This is a genomic window from Pseudomonas sp. RW10S2 (assembly GCF_014268985.1).
GTDB classification, from domain to species: Bacteria; Pseudomonadota; Gammaproteobacteria; order Pseudomonadales; family Pseudomonadaceae; genus Aquipseudomonas; species Aquipseudomonas wayambapalatensis.
This window is the reverse complement of sequence record NZ_JABWRO010000005.1, coordinates 22,061-39,564: the sequence shown is the minus strand read 5'-3', so window position 1 is coordinate 39,564 and position 17,504 is coordinate 22,061. Positions and strand designations below refer to the sequence as shown.

The following is a 17,504-nucleotide window of genomic DNA, read 5'->3' as shown; positions in this document are numbered from 1 at the left end:
GGCGCTCCTGGGTATCGGGCGGGCTCAGGCGGCCAGTTCCTTGAGGTTGTAGAGCAGCCCCCCCGCGGCGATCAGCAGCAGGGCGACGCCAGACGCCAGGCTGATCAGGCGGTTGCTGCGCTGCGAGGCGATCTTGCCGATGGCGAAGATGTAGAGGCTCAAAACCGCGAAGTCGATGGCGATCCACAGCAGCGACAGCACTACCATGCTCTTCTCGAAGGATTCAGTGACCTGGATGAACTGCGGGAAGAAGGCAATGAAGAAGATGATGTCCTTGGGATTGGAAATGCCCACCATGAAACCTTGCAGCAGGCCGCCTCGGCCAGTGCTGCGCGGTGTTTCGACCGTTTCGGCAGCGTGCTCCCGGGGTTGCTGCTGCAGGGCTTCGCGCAGCGTGCCCACGGCAATGTAGCCAATGAACAGGCAGCCCAGCAGGCTCATGCCGCTGAGCCAGGCTTTGTCGATGGCGGCGCTGGTCATGATGATCCAGGCTGCAGCACCAATCAGCACCAGTGACGCCCAGTTGGTGCCGACGGCGGTGAACAGGGCTTTGCGCGAACCGGAGGCGGCAGCGGTATTGACGATCAGCGCCACTACCGGGCCTGGCGTGGCGATCAGCAGCAGGACGGTGAGGGCGTAGGTAGCAGTCAGTGCGGTATTCACGTTCAGTTCTCGATCTGGTTTTCAGGCGTTGCGGTGGCATGGAAGGGGCAGCGCGAGGGTTTGAGCGAGCCCATCTCCTGGAGTTGATATTGCTTCCATTCGAAGTTGTCGTCCTGGCCGAAGAAACCCAGGCTGTCGGGTATTACCCCGTCGTTGTACTGCGCAACCCGTTCACGGATCCGCGCGCGGATGCGCTGGCCACTTTCGGTGCTGGCACTGGCCACTTCGTCGAAGCTTTCCCGTGGATTGATGACGAAAGCGATGCTGTTGCCCAGGTTGCGGCTTTTCATCTGGCGATGGGCGGGAAAACTCATGTTGATGAACAGTGGCATGCCGGCAAAGCAGAATGACCATTGGGTGTCATGCGGGTCACGGGGCACATCCTGCGGCCAAGGCTGGGGATCGCGGGCGTGGACCTGCTGGAGGATCTTCCAGGCTAGCGCTTGCTGTTCGGCCAATGTGCCGTCGACGGTGGTTTCAAGAAACACCAGCAGCGGGTTGCCGATGCGCTGCTTGAGCGGGATCGGCGCGATGGTGCGGACATAGTCGGCGAGACCGCGGGCGATGTCATTGGCAGGATCATCGGCGCGTGCGAAAAGAATGTGGCAGGTGGCGGCGGCGACCGCCTTGCGTCCGAAGAGGCAGGGAAAGCCAGGGTTGCCGAGGATTTCCTTGAAGTGCTCTATGGTCTTGTACGTCCAATGCTGCTTGTTCCGAACATGTTCATCGGCCAGCTCTAGCGCATCCAGGCGATAGCAGTTTCCATAACCCGTAAACATGGTTTCCCCAGGAAATTTCTATAAAGTGGTTTTTCTGCCTTATCGCGGCGTGTTGGTTAGCTGTAATTGTTATTTACCGGCATTTTCGAAGAACCTCCCTAGGTTGTAAAATGCCTGGAACTATGACCTACTATTAGTTTCACTCATGCTTTGGAAGGCGACGATGTCAGAACGGATTCAAGCCCTGCATGCCTTGCGTGCCTTCGAAGTGGCTTCTCGTTACGGCTCTTTCACCCGCGCAGCGGAAGAGCTGGCCTTGACCCAAGGGGCGGTAAGCCATCACATCAAGACCCTCGAAGCCATGTTCGGTTGCGACCTGTTCGAGCGCCGCGGCCCCAAGCTGCGCCTGACCGAGCACGGTCGGTTGCTGGCCCAGGAGCTCAAGGTCGGTTTCAAGATCATCGAGAATGCGTGCGCCTTGTTGCGCCAGGACCGTTACGGCCTGCGTCTGAAAGCCGCCTCTACGCTTACCGTGCGCTGGCTGCTCAAGGCTTTGGATGGTTTCAAGAAGATCGACGACAGCTGTAGCGTGCAGTTGTCGAGCGTCTGGATGGACATCGACACGGTGGATTTCTATTCCGAGCCCTACGATTGCGCCATCCTGCTGGGCAGCGGCAAGTTCCCTGCCGATGTCGAGAGCCTGAAGCTGTTCGATGAGTGGCTGATCCCGGTCTGTCACCCCGACTACCTCCAGGAGCCTGAGCCAGACCTGTCGGTGCTGCGCAACTGCGAATTCCTCCATCCCTCGTCCGATCGCCGAGACTGGCGGCGTTGGCTGGCGCGGGTCGATGCACTGGACATCAGCATCGATCAAGGGCAGGTGTTCGACACCCTTGACCAGGGAATTTCCGCGGCGCAGCAGGGCTTGGGCATTTCGGTGGTCGATCTGGTGCTGGCCAGTGCCGACCTTGCCGCCGGGCGCCTGATCACACCCTTCAAGCAGGCCGTGGCGACGGGCGATGGTTACTACATGACCTGGCTCAAGGCCAGCCCCAAGGCCCGGCAGATGAGCAAACTTCGTGATTACCTGCTTGGCCAGGTACCAGCGCTGGCGCTCAAGGACATCAACTATCTGTACGGCTGAATACCGTTAAAGCACTTCGCCCAGGCCTGTCACGACAGGCCTGGGCGAATGCGTTCGCGAGGTCAGAAACCGAAGCTGCTCAGCCCCGGATGGTCATCCGGACGACGCCCCAGCGGCCAACGGAACTGGCGTTCCTCTTCGGTGATCGGCATTTCATTGATGCTGGCGTGGCGGTTCTGCATCAGCCCATCGGCGGCGAACTCCCAGTTCTCGTTGCCATAGGCGCGGTACCACTGGCCGCTGTCATCGCGGTACTCATAGGCATAGCGCACGGCGATGCGGTTTTCGGTGAAGGCCCAGAGCTCCTTGATCAGGCGGTATTCGTGCTCACGATTCCACTTGCGGGTCAGGAAGGCCTGTGCCTCGTCGCGGTTGGTGGCGAAGTCGACCCGGTTACGCCAGCGGGTGTCTAGGGTGTAGGCGAGGGCAACCTTGGCCGCATCGCGGCTGTTCCAGCCATCCTCGGCCAGGCGGACTTTCTCGATGGCGGTTTCGCGGGTAAACGGCGGCAATGGTGGGCGGGACATCGCGGTACTCCTCATGTGCAGGTCCGGAAGAAGTGGCCTGATGGATGAAGCGTAGGCTCAAGCGTGTTCGGAGGGAATCGATGCTGGTGGCAGTTCATAATTGCGGCAAGTGGAATAATCCGACCCGTTTCAGGGCTCGACCTCGTCCACATACGCTTCGAAGAACCAGTCCGGGATCTCCTCGGTGCGATATTGCAACTGCGTACCCGCGCTGACCCTGACCAACTCGCCGTCGTCAGTGGTCAGCACGCCCTGCTGGCTCACCTGCAGGGCGCGCTGATAGGCGCTGAGTGTCGCTTCACGGGCATGCTCGGGTACTGTCTGCTCGAGGGGCATCATAGCGCTGGCGGTGCAGGAAAACATCAGGCGGTGTCATGGCGAAGGTCTTGGGGAGGGCCTATTGGAGACTGGCAGAAGACGCGGTTTAGCGTTTCCCCATTACCTGTAGTTCCCCTCCGAAGAACCCTGGACGGCGCTTACAGCGCTTCGCTGATGGTGCCGTTCGCCACCTTGTTGCGTCCACCCAGCCACACCAGCAGCAGCGCGGTCGCCGCCAGCAAACCGCCGGCCATCGGCACCGCGGCGTAGCCCAGGTCGAGGCTGATCACCGCGCCGCCCAGGGCGGCACCGACAGCATTGCCCAGGTTGAACGCGCCCACGTTGATCGAAGAAGCCAGGCCTGGGGCCTCGGCAGCCGCGATCATCACTCGCATCTGCAGCGGCGGTACCACGGCGAAGGTGAACACCCCCCAGACCAGCAGGGCCAGCGCAGCACCGACATGGCTACCCAGCACCAGCGGCATGAGCAGCATGATCACCGCCAAGGTGCCGAGGAAGATCCGTGCCGCGCCGTCCAGTGACCAGTCGGCCAGACGACCGCCGAGGTTGTTGCCGATGGTGAAACCGACACCGATCAATACCAGGCCGAGTGTGACGAACGCATTGGAGGCGCCGGTCAGTTCCGCGAGCACCGGGGCAACATAGGTGTACAGCGTGAACATGGCGCCTGCGCCGAGCACGGTGGTGGCCATCGCCAGCAGCACGCTGGGGCGGGCGATCACCGCCAGTTCCTTGCGCACGTGGGGCACGCTGCCGCGCTCGCCCTTGGGCAGGGCGTACCACAAGGCACTGATGGCGATCAGGCCGAGTACGGCGGTGCCGGCAAAAGCCATGCGCCAGCCGATCTGCTGGCCGATCCAGGTGGCGGCCGGGACGCCGCCGATATTGGCGATGGTCAGGCCCATGAACATGGTGGCAATGGCACTGGCCTGCTTGTCCTTGGGCACCACACTGGCCGCGACCACCGCACCCAGGCCGAAGAAAGCACCGTGGTTGAGGCTGGTGATCAGGCGCGAGGCCAGCAGGGTGTAGTAGTCCGGCGACAGTGCCGACAGCAGGTTGCCGACGGTGAAGATGCTCATCAGCATCATCAGTGCAGCACGCTTGCCGAAGCGGCTGAACAGCAGGGTCATGATCGGTGCGCCGACCATCACGCCAATGGCGTAGGCGGTGACCAGCATGCCCGCAGTAGGGATGCTGGCGTTGACACCTTCGGCAATGACCGGCAGCAGGCCCATGGGGGCGAATTCGGTGGTGCCGATGCCGAAGGCGCCGATGGCCAGGGCAAACAGGACCCGTTTAGAGGAAAGCGCGCTCATCGGAAACTCCGGGTTATGGCGAATTCAGGAATGTCGGGTGTGGCGTCGACCGCAGTCGACGCCCAAGTGCGGTGAGGGATCAGTCCCAGGCCGGCGCCAGGCCATCCGGGCTGACCTCGCGGCCGTTGCGTTCCAGGTCTGCGATCTGCGCCATGTCTTCTTCGTCCAGGCGCAGGTCACGGGCAAGCAGGTTGCTGGCCAGGTTCTCGCGCTTGGTGGAGGAGGGGATGACGGCATAGCCAAGCTGCAGGGCCCACGCCAGGGCGACCTGGGCCACCGTGGCCTTGTGCTTGGTAGCGATCTTGGCCAGTACCGGGTCCTTGAGCACCTTGCCATAGGCCAGAGTCATGTAGGACGTGACGGTGATGCCCTGTTCCTTGAGGAAAGCCGTGAGCTTGCGGTTCTGCAGGTACGGGCTGAGCTCGATCTGGTTGGTGGCGATCTCGCCCTTGCCGACCACCTCGATGGCCTGGCGGGTCAACTCGATGTTGAAGTTCGAGATGCCGATCTGGCGGGTCAGGCCAAGTTTCTTGGCTTCGGCCAGGGCGCCCATGAACTCGCGCAGCTCGACACCGTTGCCTGGGGCTGGCCAATGGATCAGGGTCAGGTCGACATAATCGGTGCGCAGCTTGGCCAGGCTCTCGCGCAGGCTGGGGACCAGCTTGTCGGCAGCGTAGCTGTCGGTCCAGATCTTGGTGGTGATGAACAGCTCGTCACGAGGCACACCGCTTTCGGCGATGGCCTGGCCGACGTCGGCTTCGTTCTTGTAGATCTGTGCGGTGTCGATGACACGGTAGCCCAGCTCCAGTGCGGACTTGACCGAGTCGATGACGGCTTGGCCGGTGAGACGGAAAGTGCCGAGGCCGAAGGATGGAATGCTCATGGATCTGCTCCTGCTATGGGGGAATTCGGGGTCGATCGAGAGGCATTGGCGCCTGGATACATCGACCATTCGAGTGGGGAGCAGTTTGAAGGTTGCAGCGGGGTTGATTAAGAGGGGCGTGGGGCAAGGTCTTTTGACCTGGAATCATGAATAGCCGGTGATTGCTTCGCGCAGCGGGCATTTCGACGGCCTCAGAGCACATCGGGCCTGGCTGGCAGGCCCGATGTGGCAAGGGTTACAGCGTCCACCTCATGGTGACGGTGAAGTTGCGCGGATCGCCGAAGATGTTGGCCCCGGCCGGGTTGCTGATGTTCTGGTAGTAACGTTTGTCGAACACGTTGTTCAGGTTGCCTTGCACGGTGAAGTGCTTGTTGATCCGGTAGGCGGTCATCAGGTCGGTCACGCTGTAGCCGCCCTGCTGCACACCGAAGCTGGTGTAGGCCCGGCTCTGGGTACGGAAGCCGCCACCGATGCTCCACTGGTTCAGGTCACCCGGCAACTGGTAAACGGTGTTGACCTTGAACAGGTTGTAAGGGGTGTCGCTGTCGAAGCGGTCGCCCTTCTGTTGAGTACCGGTTTCCTTGGTGTACTTGGCGGCGGCATAGGTGTAGCCGACCGACGCCTGCCAGCCCTCGGCGAGCATGCCTTGCACTTCCAGCTCGACGCCCTTGGTCTCGACTTCGCCCGCCGCCTCGTAGCAGCTATCGGAGAGGTCCTGGCAGGACGACTGTGGCAGGGCCTTGGCGAGGTTTTCCTGGTTCAACTGGAAGTAGGCCAGGCTCACGTTCAGCGCGCCGCCGAAGTATTCGCCCTTGATGCCGGTCTCGTAGTTGCTGCCGGTGACCGGATCGAGGATGGAGCCGGTGGCCGAGCGGGATTCCTGAGGCTTGAAGATGCGCGTCCAGCTGGCGTACACCGAGTAGGTGTCGTTCAGGTCGTAGACCACGCCGGCATAGGGCGTGAACTCGCGGGTGGCCTTGGAGCTGTTGCCGAAGGCGTAGGTGCCGGATTGGGTCTGCTGTTCGTATTCATACCAGTCCAGACGCGAGCCAAGAGTCAGCTTGAGGTCGTCCTGGATGTTGAAGCGAACGGTGGCGTAGGTGCTGGACTGCTCGACCTTGCCCTTGCGCGACCAGTTGAAGTCGATCTCGGGCTTGGGCACCGAGCCGAAGTCGAACGACAGCGGATCGACCGGGTAATCGAAGGTGCCCAGCGGGCCGCCGCCAGGGCCGTCGTCGGTGCGGTCGTGGCGGTAGCTGCCACCGAGCACCAGTTCATGGGTGCGACCGAACAGGCTGAATGGGCCGCTGACATAGCCATCGACGCTCTTCTGGGTGTGCTCGTAGGTGTAGCGGCCTACGTTGAGCTGCAGCGTGTCGGCGGCCTGGTCGAGGCGATAGAAGCTGGTGCCGAGCATGTCCATCTCGCCACGCAGCCAGGTGGTATTCAGGCGCAGCTTCCAGTCGTTGTCGAAGCGGTGCTCGATCTCGGCGAAGACGCTCTTGTTCTTCTTGTCCCAGTAGGTCCAGGACGGGCTCATGCGGTGCGAGCGGGAGATCGGCAGGAAATTGCCGTTGGCGAAGGTCGGCAGGCCGGACCAATCGGCGCCAGGGTTGTCCTCGCGGTTGTAGTAGCCGCCCAGGGTGAGGGTGGTGTCCTCAGTCAGGTCGAATTCGGTGATGCCATACATCAACTGGCGTTTGTTGCTGTAGTCGTCGACGAAGCTGTCCTTGTCCTGCAGGGCGACGACGGCGCGACCTCGTACGCTGCCGCTGTCGTTGAGCTTGCTGCTGGCGTCGAGTTCGGTCCGAAAGTTGTTCCACGAGCCTGCGCTGGTGGTGATCGACATCTGCGGCTCGACGGTCGGCCGCTTGCGGATCAGGTTCAGCGTACCCGACGGGTTGCCGGCGCCGACCATCAGGCCGGAGGCGCCGCGCACCACTTCCACGCGATCGAACATCGACAGCATCGAGGTGCCGAGGGTGTCGGTGTCGTAGGCCACCGGCAAGCCGTCGATCATGATGTTGTCGACCGAGGTGCCGCGCGAATAGAAGGTCGGACGTTCACCGCCGGTCTTGCGCAGGGTGAGGCCGGGGGTATACAGCGAGACGTCTTCGAGGGTCTGCATGTTCTGGTCGTTCATGCGCTGGCGGGTCAGTACCGTGACCGACTGCGGCGTGTGGCGCAGGGACGTCGGCAACTTGGTCGCCGTGCTCATCGAGCCTGTGGTGTACGAGCCTGTGCCTTCGGTGGTCTCGCCCAGTACGCCGGCGTTGACGTTGGTCGCCCCCAGTTCCACCGCGCCGCCTTCCCTACGGCCGCTGATGGTCACTGTGGTGCCGTTGATGCTGTAGCCAAGGCCCGTGCCGCCGAGCAATTGGCGCAACGCGGCATCGGGCTCCAGCGAACCTTTGACCGCGCTGCTGCGCAGGCCGCTGATCTGGTCGGGGGAGTACAGCAGTTGCCACTGGCTCTGCTGCCCGAACGCAATCAACGCGCTACCAAGCGCCTGCTGGGGAATGTTGAAGGCCACTTGCTGGGCCTGGGCAACCATCGGCGCCGCCAGCATCATGCCGACAGCGGTGGCGGGCAAGCCTGACGCCATGAGGCGCCGGACGAGCATGGCCTTTGACAACGGGCGAAGGGTAGGGAAGACGTGCATTGGCAGACTCTATGATTATGTTGTAGATAATGATTTGCATTACATGTAGTGAGACGCACAAACACAGCAGAACCGGAAAAATCCGGTTCTGTTTTTTTTCAGGCGTGTGTTAGCTCCTCGACGACCTTGCCGGCCTCCAGCCTCACGAGCTGGTCGGCCATGTCGAAGTAGCGGTCATCGTGGGAGATCACGATGATGGTCTTGCCCAGGCGCTTGAGGTCCGGGAGCAGCTCGGTATAGAAGATGCGACGGAAGGTCGGATCCTGGTCGGCGGCCCATTCGTCGAAGACCAGCACCGGGCGTTGTTCGATCCAGGCATTGACCAGCGCCAGGCGCTTGCGTTGCCCGGTGGACAGGTCGGTGGTGCTGAACTGGCCGTCGCTGACCTTGACCTTGTGGGCGATTTCCAGGCGCTCCAGGTACTGGTTGGCATCCTCGGGAATCGCCTGGTCACCCTGCACCAGGTCGTCGAACAGGTAGTAGTCGGCGAAGACCGTGGTGAACAGCTGGCGGTAATCGTCCCGCGATTCGGCATCCACAGCCTTGCCATTGACCTTGATCTGGCCCTGTTGTGGGGCATACAGCCCGAGCAGCAGCTTGATCAGGGTGGTCTTGCCGCAGCCGTTTTCGCCGACGATGAACACGATGTCGCCCTGGGCGATCTTCAGGTTCACAGGCCCAAGGGTGAAGGGGCGCGCATCACCGACCGGCGGGAAGGCAAAGCCGACATTGCTCAACTCCAGGCTGTGCACCTGCGCTGCGGCCTGTCCGGAGTCGGCCAGCAACAGGTGAGGCTCGGGGGTGGCGAAACGCTCCGACAGCTCGGCAATGCGCTGGAAGGCGATGCGCGCCCGGCCGATGATCGGCAGGGTGCTGATCAGGTGCTCCAGCGGCCCTTTCATGTACAGCAGCACCAGCACGAAACCGCTCATGACGCTGGCGTCGGCACTGGGCCACAGCGACTGCAGCACCAGGGCCAGACCGATGACCACGAAGAACAGCATCGAGCCCAGGCTCTTGGCGACCACGAAGGTGTTGATCGAGCGTGTCTGCAGATCGCGGATCCGCTCGGCGGTATCGCTGATGCCATGCTGGAACATGCGCTGGCGGCGCGGACGGTGGATACGCAGCTCCTTGGCACCGGCGGCGATTGCACTGTAGTGCTTCTGCAACTGGTCTTCGGCATCGCGCGCCGCCATGAACCCGCGAATGCCACGGGACTGCGCCACCGACTGGATAGCGATGCCGATGGCCAGCGCGGCCAGCATCATCAGGAACATCGGCCAGGACAGCATCGCCAGGTAGCTCAGGCAGCCCAGGGTGACGGTCAGCGAAATCGCCAGTGGCGCGAAGGCGAAAGCGAAGTCGCTGATGGTGTCCACATCGTGGGTCAGGACCGGGATCAGGCGGTGGCTGCGAAAGCGCTCGATCTGTTCGATCGGTGCCGCCAGCACCTTCTCGCCCAGCTCCTTGCGCAGCTTGGCGATGATGTGCTGGCCCACCTGGTTGGTGCCGATGTCGGAGAGGATGCTGCTGACCAACGCCAGGGCGCACAGCCCGACGAAGCCCAGCACCAGCCCCTGGCTCAGCCCGCCTTCGGTGTGCAGCCCGTTGTTGATGGTGGCCAACAGGGCGGTGACGCTCAAGCCACCGACCATGCCCAGGGCTATCGACAGGGCGACCACCGGCCAGAAGGGCCGCAGCAGCGTCAGCAGCTCGCGCACGGCCCCACGGGGTTGTTTGCTCATCGGAAGGTTCCTGTCTTCAGGCGCTGGTCATGCGCAGTGCGGCCGGGGCGTTGCTGGCGTGCTTGCCCAGGTGCTGATACAGCGACTGACCGATTTCTGCGGCACGTGCCGGCAGCACCGACAGCAGGGTGTCGCTGAGCCCGTGCGAGGCTTCGCAGAAGCCTTGCAGGTAGACGCTGGCACCGAACTCGGGGCTCGCCAGGGCGCGGTAGTCGCGGTCGACCTCGAAGTCTTTCAGGTGCTGCTGCAGCGGAGCCAGCAGGTCGCGGTGGGAGCGACGCTCGTAGCCGGTGGCGAGGATCACCGCGTCGTAGCGGTGGGTCTGGCGGACATCGGTGGCCAGGTCGCGCAGGGTCAGCTCGATGCCTTCAGCGGTGTCTACCACTGCTTCGATGGTGCGGCGGCACAGCACGGCATGGCGATACTGATGGGCGACTTTCTGGCGATACAGGATGCCGTAGATGCGCTCGAGCAGGTCGACGTCGACCACCGAGTAGTTGGTGTTGTGGTACTCGCCGATCAGTTTCTCGCGTTCGGCGTGCGGCTGGTTGAACACCAGGTCGGTGTACTCGGGGGCGAAGATTTCATTGACGAAGGGGCTGTCGTCGGCAGGCTTGAGTGCCGAGGCGCGCAGGATCATGTCGACCTTGACCGACGGGTAGCTGTCGTTGAGGTCGATGAAGGCCTCGGCGGCGCTCTGGCCCGAGCCGATCACGGCGATGCGCATGGGCTTGCCGCTGTTGCACGGCAGTTGCTGGAGGGCGCTCAGGTACTGGGAGTGGTGGAACACGCGCGGGTCGTTCTTGAACGGGCGGAAGGCATCGGGAACCTTGGGCGTGCCGCCGCTGCCGACCACCACCGAGCGGGCCCGGCGCTGGTGCTCCTGGCCGTGCTGGTCACGCGAGACCAGGCGCAGGTGATCGACCCGGCCATCACGCAGTTCCGGCTCGATGCGCAGCACTTCTTCGCCATAAACCGCCTGGGTGGCGAAATGCTCGGCGGCCCAGCGCAGGTAGTCGTTGTACTCCAGGCGGCAAGGGTAGAAGGTGCCCAAGTTGATGAAGTCGGCCAGGCGCTGCTTCTGGTGCAGGTAATTGACGAAGCTGTAGGGGCTGGTGGGATTGCGCAGCGAGACCAGGTCCTTGAGGAAGGAAATCTGCAGCTCGCTCTGGGTAGCCAGGGTATTGCCGTGCCAACGATAGTCGCTCTGCTTGTCGATGAACAGCGCGTCGAGGGCGTGGCCGTTGGTTTCGGCGAGCTCTTCCAGGGCAATGGCCAGTGCCAGGTTGGAAGGGCCGAAGCCAACGCCGATGAGGTCGTGGATTTTGTCGGGCGAAGAGGTCTGGCTCATGGTTGCGGTTCCTTGGATGGTCGAGTGGGGGCGCCGCGTGGGGCGCCCCGAGTCCTGCGCAAGTACACCGATAGGAACGAGCCGGGGGTGGGAGAATTTACCGCCGTGTGGCGCCTCAGAGCTCGCGGGCTACCCGGAAACCAAGCCAGTCGCCACGGTCTTCGCGTACCGTGGTGTTGCGGTTGCCCGAACGCGAGAAGATCGGCGCTTCACCCCAGTCGTTGCCACGGATGGAGATCTGCGTGCAGCCCGCCTCGGTGCGCGCGCTGCCGTCGGCGGGGGCGCCGAAATAGCTGTCGTGGTAACAGTCGGCGACCCATTCGTAGACATTGCCGTGCATGTCGTATACGCCGAAGGCGTTGGCCGGGAAGCTGCCGACCGGCGAGCTGAAGCTGTAGCCATCCTTGGGGCCGTAGACGTTGGCGTTCTTGCTGATCTCGAAGTTGGCGTCCGGCTCGAATGGGAACATGCCGGTGCTGCCGCCGCGTGCGGCGTATTCGCGCTGGGCTTCGCTGACCATGGCGTAGAGCTTGCCGGTCTTCTTCGACAGCCAGGCGACATAGCGCTCGATGTCGACGTAGCTCATGCACACCGCCGGCTGGCGAGGGCCTTGCGGGTAGCTGGGCTTGCTGTTGGTGCAGCGCCGCCCAGGACGATCGTCGCCGTCGGCGATGACGATGCCAGTGGCCTTCTGGTAGTCGGCCCATTCACCGGCGGTGATCTGGAAGCGGCTGATGGCGAACGGCTTGGCGAATGTCACCGGGTGCTGTGGACCTTCGTCGTCCTGGCGGCCCATTTCGTCGGGCGGGGTGCCCATGGTGAAGGTGCCGGCAGGCAGCACGACCATTTCCGGGCAGGTCTTGTCGCAGTCGCGGAACACTGTGCCGGGCTGGTCCGACGGCGGCGCGGCCAGGGTCGGCAGGCTGCAGGCGGCCAGCACGGCGGCCAGGGTGAGGCGGTGCAGAGGTGCGCTCATGGGAGATGCCTTGTTCAAAGTTGCTGGGTAATCAGGTTCATGACCCGGTCGATCTGCTGCTCGTCGTTGAGCAGGCCTGGCGCCAGGCGGATGACAGGGCCAACGTCGCGTTCGACGGCATCGCACATCACCTTGCCGGCGATCAGCTTGGCGGCGAAGGCATCAGGGTCTTTGCCGGGCACACGGAAGAAGGTGAAACCTGCCGAGAACTGCGCGCTGCGCGGCGTCACCAGCTCGATGCGACGATCTTCAAGCAGGCGCTCCTTGAGCCGGGCGTTGAGCTGGTGGATGCGCGCCTGCACATCGGCCTTGCCCAGTTGCAGGTGCAGCTTGAACGCCTCGCCCAGCGACCAGCGGTATTCGAAGGCGTGGTAGCCGCCGGGGGTCATGATGGTGGCGAAGTCTTCATCGCGGGAGAAGGTGGCGACGCTGGGGGTGAGGTGATCCATGCTGGTCGAGGCTGCGCAGATGATGCCGGTGCCGCGCGGGCCGAACATCCACTTGTGGGTGCCGGCGATGAAATAGTCGCAGTTGAAGTCGGCGAAGCGCTGGTTTTCCACGCCGAAGCCATGCACGCCATCGACCACGTAGAGGATGCGCTCGGCCTCGCTGCGGTCGCGGTTGTGACGGCGCACCAGTTCGCCGATCTCGCCGACCGGCAGCTTGACGCCGCTGCTCGAGTGCACCCAGGTCATGCCCAGCACGCGGGTCTCGGGGCGGATGTTGCGCTCCAGGGTGGTCAGCACCTGGTCGGTGGACACCTCCCAGGGGTTGTCGAACAGGCGGATCTTGCGCACCTGCGTACCCTGGCGCTGGGTACGGAAAGCCAGGGTCTTGTGGGTGGAGTAATGCTCGTGCTCGGTGGTCAGGATTTCCTGCTTCGCGCCGACCTGCAGGCCGCCATAGATCATGGCCAGGCCTTCGGTGGTGCTGCCGGTCAGGGCAATCTGCCGCGGGCCGACTTCCAGGTAGCGTGCGGCCCAGTCACGCACTTCGTCCTCGCGCTGCCATTCGTACTGGCTTTCCCAGTCCATCAGGGCCGCGGGGTTGCGGTCGAGGTCGGCGCGGTGGCGGTCGATCGCTTCCTGCACCGGACGCGGGTGGGCGGTGACCAGGAAGTTGGCGAAGTGGGCGATGTCCGGGTCCAGCGGGAACAACGTGCGCAGGCTGCGCCATTTGTCCGTGCCGGTGAGCGCTGCTGGCGACGAGGTTGCAGCCAGGGCGCCAGGCAGCAGCGGCAGGCTTGCGGCGACCAGGCCGGCCTGCTTGAGAAAGGTACGACGGTTGCTCATGCGGGCAGGCCTTGATCAGTGTTGGGTGGTGGCGACAGGTTGACCGGCTTTTTGCACCTGGTCCCAGACCCGCAGGAAGTTGCCCGCCCAGAGTTTGGCGATATCGGTTTCGCTATAGCCGCGGCTGAGCAGCTCGGCGGTGACATTGCGGATCTCGCTGACATCCTTCCAGCCATCGAGGCCGCCGCCGTCGTTGAAGTCCGAGCTGAGGCCGACGTGGTCGATACCCACTTTCTTCACCGTGTAGTCGATGGCGTCCGCGTACTGCTTGAGGGTCGCCTTGGGTTCTTCTTCAAGAATCCCGTACAGGCTGCTGGCGTACTCGCCGAAACGTGACTCAGGCCAGATGGCGATCACCGCATCGCCCGGCATCAAGGCATTGGCCAGGCCCTGCAGCGGCTGCAGGTCGAAGCGCGCGCGCAGCGCCTCGAGTTTTTCCAGCACCGGTTTTTCCAGCGGCTTGAGGTACTGGCCGAAACCGACCACCTGGATCACGCCGCCGCTGTCCTTGATCAGTTGCATTTCCTTGTCGGAGAGGTTGCGCGGGATGTCCACCAGCGCCCGCGGCGCGGAATGCGAGGCCACGATTGGCGCGCGGCTCAGGCGCACGACGTCTTCCAGGGCCAGGGTCGACATCTGCGAGACATCGATGATTACGCCCAGGTCGTTGAGTCGCTTGACCGCCTGCTCACCCAAGGGTGACAGGCCGCCCAGAGCGTCGGCGGTGTCATTGAAGAACGGCAGTGGGCGCGAGGAATCAGCCCAGTCGTTGTTGCCGGTGTAGCTGAAGCCGAACATGCGCATGCCGCGTGCAGCCCACAGATCGAGCTGGGACAGGTCATGGCCCAGCGGGTAGGCGTTGAGCATGCTGATGAAGATGGCGAACTTGCCTTCGCCGTTCAGGCGCCGGAAGTCGTCGGGGGTATAGGCGATACCGACCTGGTTGGGGAAGTCGCGGACCATGCCGCTGATGATCTTGTAGCGCACTTCCTGCTGCTGGCGCGCCTCGTCGACGAAGCCTGGGGTCGGGCGGTGCGGGGCGTTGGGGCCGTTCCAGATCTCTGGCCAGCCGAAGATGGTCAGGGCAGCACCGGAAAGACGACCGCGATTGGCCTTGACCAGGTCGAACTGCCCCGGGCCATCCTTGTCGATCTCGTTGCCGGCGCTGCCCAAGTCCAGCGGCACCGTGATATGGCTGTCGAACGAGAGCATGTGTTCATGCAGGGCGTTGGCCTGTTCGACGATCTTGTGCGGGTAGCCGGCATCCTGGCGTTGCCAGTAGAAGTAGCCGGCGGCACTGCCCAGGGCGGCCACCAGGGCCAGAGGCAGGCCTATGTACAGGGCTTTGCGGGAGCGGGTCTTGGTCATTGCCATCTCGTTGCAGGGCTGATCGCAACCGCCTGGCGGGCAAAGGGCGGCGCCGGGCAGGGTTCGGGTATCAGGTGGACGAATGGCGTGGGGAGAGATTTACGTGCAGCAGCGGGTTTACCCGCGAAAAGCGCACCACGGCGGGTGACGCAGGCCTCGCCAGCGCAAGGCCATGGGCGCAGGCAATGACGCGATCAGATCGACAGGCGCACCATCCGGTTGTCCAGCGGCTGCTCCGGTGCGCGGCGCTTGTTCACCACCAGCTCGCCAATGGCGATCAGCCGCGTACGCGTGACGTTGCGCGACAGCCCCAGCAACTGCGCGGTATGCACCTGGTTGTAATGGCAGAAGTGATAGGCCGAGCGCAGCAACGCATTCTCTACCTTCTCGTACAGGTCGCCCGGCTGTTCCTCGTACAACCGGCTGAACGCCTGCTGCAGCAGTTCATCGATGCCGCCGCCCCTGCTGGCAGAGGCCGTCGAAGGCGGATCGTCCTGACGCTCCAGGCGCAGGTTCGACAGGCGCAAGTCGCGGGCATGGATCAACCCGTCGCCGCAGGTCAGCAGGCTGTGGTGAATCACGTTCTCCAGCTCGCGGATGTTGCCCGGCCAGCTATAGGCCACAAGCTTTGCCTGGGCGTCGGCTGCCAGCTCCACCGGGCCGTAGCCCAGGCGTTCGCTGTAGCTGCGAATGAAGTGGCGCGACAGCGGCAGGATATCGCCCGGCCGCTCGCGCAGCGGGTGCAGCGAGAGGGTGACAACGTTCAGGCGGTAGTACAGGTCTTCGCGAAAGTGCCCGGCGTTGATCGCCTTTTCAAGTTGCACGTTGGTGGCGGCCAGTACCCGCACATTGATCGGAATGCTCTTGCGTGACCCCAGGCGCACCACCTCGCGCTCCTGCAGCACGCGCAGCAGCTTGACCTGGATGGGCAGCGGCAGGTCGCCGATTTCATCGAGGAACAACGTGCCGCCGTTCGCCTCCTCGAACCAGCCGGCCTTGGACGCCAGGGCGCCGGTGAAGGCGCCTTTCTCATGGCCGAACAGCTCGGCCTCGACCAGCGACTCGGAAAAGGCGCCGCAGTTGACCGCAACGAACGGGCCGTCGCGGCGAGCGCTGAGGTTGTGGATGTGGCGTGCGACCAACTCCTTGCCCGTGCCGGTCTCGCCAATGATCAGGACGCTGGCCTCGCTGGGAGCGACCTGTTGCAGGTGGGCGAGCAGCGCCTGCGACCTGGGGTCTTCGAACACCTGTGCGGTCGCCCTGATCGAGGTAGCCAATGACGGTGAAGGGGGGAGGGTCAGCAATTGCATGGACGTGCCTTTAGGAATAGAAGGACGGGGCAGGGCGTTTGTCGTTCAGCGCCCACTCGCCCAGTTCATGGATGCGATAGTCCACCGGGTCGTGCAGGGTCTGGGTCCTGAGGTTGCGCCAGTGCCGGTCGAAGCGCAGTGAGGCATGGGTGGCGCGGGCGCCGGTGACTTCGAACAGGCGGTTGCAGATGTCCAGCCCGTGGCGCGTTGCGGCAACCTTGGCGGTGCCGATGGCCAGGGCCAGGTCGCCACGCGCCTCGGCGCTCAGGTTGTGTTCGAGGGCCCAGGCCGCATCGAGCTGGTCGCTGGCGCGGCGGATCAGCAGGCGCACGCTTTCCAGACCCACCCAGAACTCACCATAGTGGCGCAGCACATAGGGGTCTTCGCGGCTCTCACTGGCGCTGGAACGGAACCAGGGGCGACTCTCCTTCAGCGTGTACTGGCGCGCTTCGTCGAAGGCGCCTTCGGCGATACCCAGGAACAGGTTGGCGAAGTGCAGTTGCGCGATCAACGGACGCAAGGCGGCGAACGGCGTGCTCAGCGGGCCGGGGTCGAGCAGCAGTTCGTTGTGCTCGACCCGCACCCGTTCGAAGGTGGCACTGCCACTGTCGGTCTGGCGTTGGCCGATGTTGTCCCAGTCACCGTGCAGGCTGATGCCGGTACGGCCACTGGGGATTGCCGCGATCAGTAACTTGCCGCCGGCGCGCTCGTCCACCGCCGAGGCGATGAGCATTTCCGAGTCGCTGGCGCCGGAGCAGAAGCTCTTCTTGCCGGAGAATTCGCACCACCCCTCGAAATGCTTCGCCTGGGTTCGCGTATCCAGCGGGTTGAGGGCATTGCCCCAGAACCAATGCTTGCGCGCGGTCTGCTCGAACCAGGGTTGCCATTGGTCAGGGCGGGAGAACAGGCGCACGGTGGCCAGCATCAGGTGGTGGAAACCGAACACGTGGGCAATGGAACTGTCGACCCGGGCGAACTCACGCACCACATCGAAGGTTTCGCGCCAACTCGCGCCCTGGCCACCGAAGGCCGTGGGGATGGCCAGTGACAGCAGGCCGCTGTCGCGCAGGGCATCACGCTCGGCCTTGGGGGTGCCGCCGCGTTCGTCGCGTTCGACAGCCGTGAGGGCGAATTGGGCGGCCAGGTCGCGGGCAATGGCAAGCGCCGGACGCGTGGTGGGGGTCACGGGTGCATTCATGGCGG

The 17,504-nt window shown here is 63.7% G+C and carries 15 protein-coding genes; 1 reads left to right on the top strand and 14 read right to left on the bottom strand.

What is annotated here, in order from left to right:
• Positions 1-24: 24 nt before the first annotated feature.
• Together HU729_RS02370 and HU729_RS02365 are read right to left on the bottom strand one after the other, a co-directional pair.
• Positions 25-663, bottom strand: coding sequence for a LysE family translocator (locus HU729_RS02370; protein ID WP_186664924.1), 639 nt, complete (start codon positions 661-663; stop codon positions 25-27).
• Between the two features lie 2 nt (positions 664-665).
• A complete protein-coding gene (locus tag HU729_RS02365; protein ID WP_186708155.1) occupies positions 666-1,442 on the bottom strand; it encodes a YqcI/YcgG family protein in 777 nt (258 codons plus the stop codon).
• 163 nt (positions 1,443-1,605) lie between these two features.
• Between HU729_RS02365 and HU729_RS02360 the strand changes: the two genes are divergently transcribed.
• Positions 1,606-2,526, top strand: coding sequence for a LysR substrate-binding domain-containing protein (locus HU729_RS02360; protein ID WP_186708153.1), 921 nt, complete (start codon positions 1,606-1,608; stop codon positions 2,524-2,526).
• A 62-nt stretch (positions 2,527-2,588) separates the two neighbouring features.
• Here HU729_RS02360 and HU729_RS02355 read toward each other — a convergent pair whose 3' ends face one another.
• The 12 genes from HU729_RS02355 to HU729_RS02300 all read right to left on the bottom strand — a co-directional run bounded on the left by HU729_RS02355 (position 2,589) and on the right by HU729_RS02300 (position 17,499).
• Positions 2,589-3,053, bottom strand: a complete 465-nt coding sequence (locus tag HU729_RS02355) for a DUF1348 family protein (protein WP_063544979.1) — start codon at positions 3,051-3,053, stop codon at positions 2,589-2,591.
• A 129-nt stretch (positions 3,054-3,182) separates the two neighbouring features.
• Positions 3,183-3,416, bottom strand: coding sequence for a hypothetical protein (locus HU729_RS02350; protein ID WP_186708151.1), 234 nt, complete (start codon positions 3,414-3,416; stop codon positions 3,183-3,185).
• Positions 3,417-3,529: 113 nt separating this feature from the next.
• Positions 3,530-4,711: an MFS transporter gene (locus HU729_RS02345; RefSeq protein WP_186664917.1), complete on the bottom strand. Its 1,182-nt coding sequence runs from the start codon at positions 4,709-4,711 to the stop codon at positions 3,530-3,532.
• Positions 4,712-4,790: 79 nt separating this feature from the next.
• Positions 4,791-5,594 carry a 2,5-didehydrogluconate reductase DkgB gene (dkgB, locus tag HU729_RS02340; protein ID WP_186708149.1) on the bottom strand — a complete coding sequence of 268 codons (804 nt, stop codon included), beginning with the start codon at positions 5,592-5,594 and terminating at the stop codon, positions 4,791-4,793.
• A gap of 235 nt (positions 5,595-5,829) precedes the next feature.
• Positions 5,830-8,187, bottom strand: a complete 2,358-nt coding sequence (locus tag HU729_RS02335) for a TonB-dependent siderophore receptor (RefSeq protein ID WP_346655281.1) — start codon at positions 8,185-8,187, stop codon at positions 5,830-5,832.
• Positions 8,188-8,354: 167 nt separating this feature from the next.
• Positions 8,355-10,004 carry a cyclic peptide export ABC transporter gene (locus tag HU729_RS02330; protein WP_186708147.1) on the bottom strand — a complete coding sequence of 550 codons (1,650 nt, stop codon included), beginning with the start codon at positions 10,002-10,004 and terminating at the stop codon, positions 8,355-8,357.
• Between the two features lie 16 nt (positions 10,005-10,020).
• Positions 10,021-11,355, bottom strand: coding sequence for a SidA/IucD/PvdA family monooxygenase (locus HU729_RS02325; protein ID WP_186664914.1), 1,335 nt, complete (start codon positions 11,353-11,355; stop codon positions 10,021-10,023).
• A 115-nt stretch (positions 11,356-11,470) separates the two neighbouring features.
• Positions 11,471-12,331: a formylglycine-generating enzyme family protein gene (locus tag HU729_RS02320; protein WP_186708145.1), complete on the bottom strand. Its 861-nt coding sequence runs from the start codon at positions 12,329-12,331 to the stop codon at positions 11,471-11,473.
• 14 nt (positions 12,332-12,345) lie between these two features.
• A complete protein-coding gene (locus HU729_RS02315) occupies positions 12,346-13,623 on the bottom strand; it encodes an aminotransferase class V-fold PLP-dependent enzyme (RefSeq protein WP_186708143.1) in 1,278 nt (425 codons plus the stop codon).
• A 15-nt stretch (positions 13,624-13,638) separates the two neighbouring features.
• The gene (pvdM, locus tag HU729_RS02310) at positions 13,639-14,991 is read right to left on the bottom strand and encodes a pyoverdine-tailoring dipeptidase-like protein PvdM (RefSeq protein WP_186708141.1); all 1,353 of its coding nucleotides are present in this window, start codon (positions 14,989-14,991) and stop codon (positions 13,639-13,641) included.
• A gap of 194 nt (positions 14,992-15,185) precedes the next feature.
• The gene (locus tag HU729_RS02305) at positions 15,186-16,301 is read right to left on the bottom strand and encodes a sigma-54 dependent transcriptional regulator (RefSeq protein WP_186708139.1); all 1,116 of its coding nucleotides are present in this window, start codon (positions 16,299-16,301) and stop codon (positions 15,186-15,188) included.
• A gap of 10 nt (positions 16,302-16,311) precedes the next feature.
• Positions 16,312-17,499 (bottom strand): acyl-CoA dehydrogenase family protein, encoded by a 1,188-nt coding sequence (locus HU729_RS02300; RefSeq protein WP_186708137.1) that lies wholly within the window; start codon positions 17,497-17,499, stop codon positions 16,312-16,314.
• Positions 17,500-17,504: the final 5 nt, after the last annotated feature.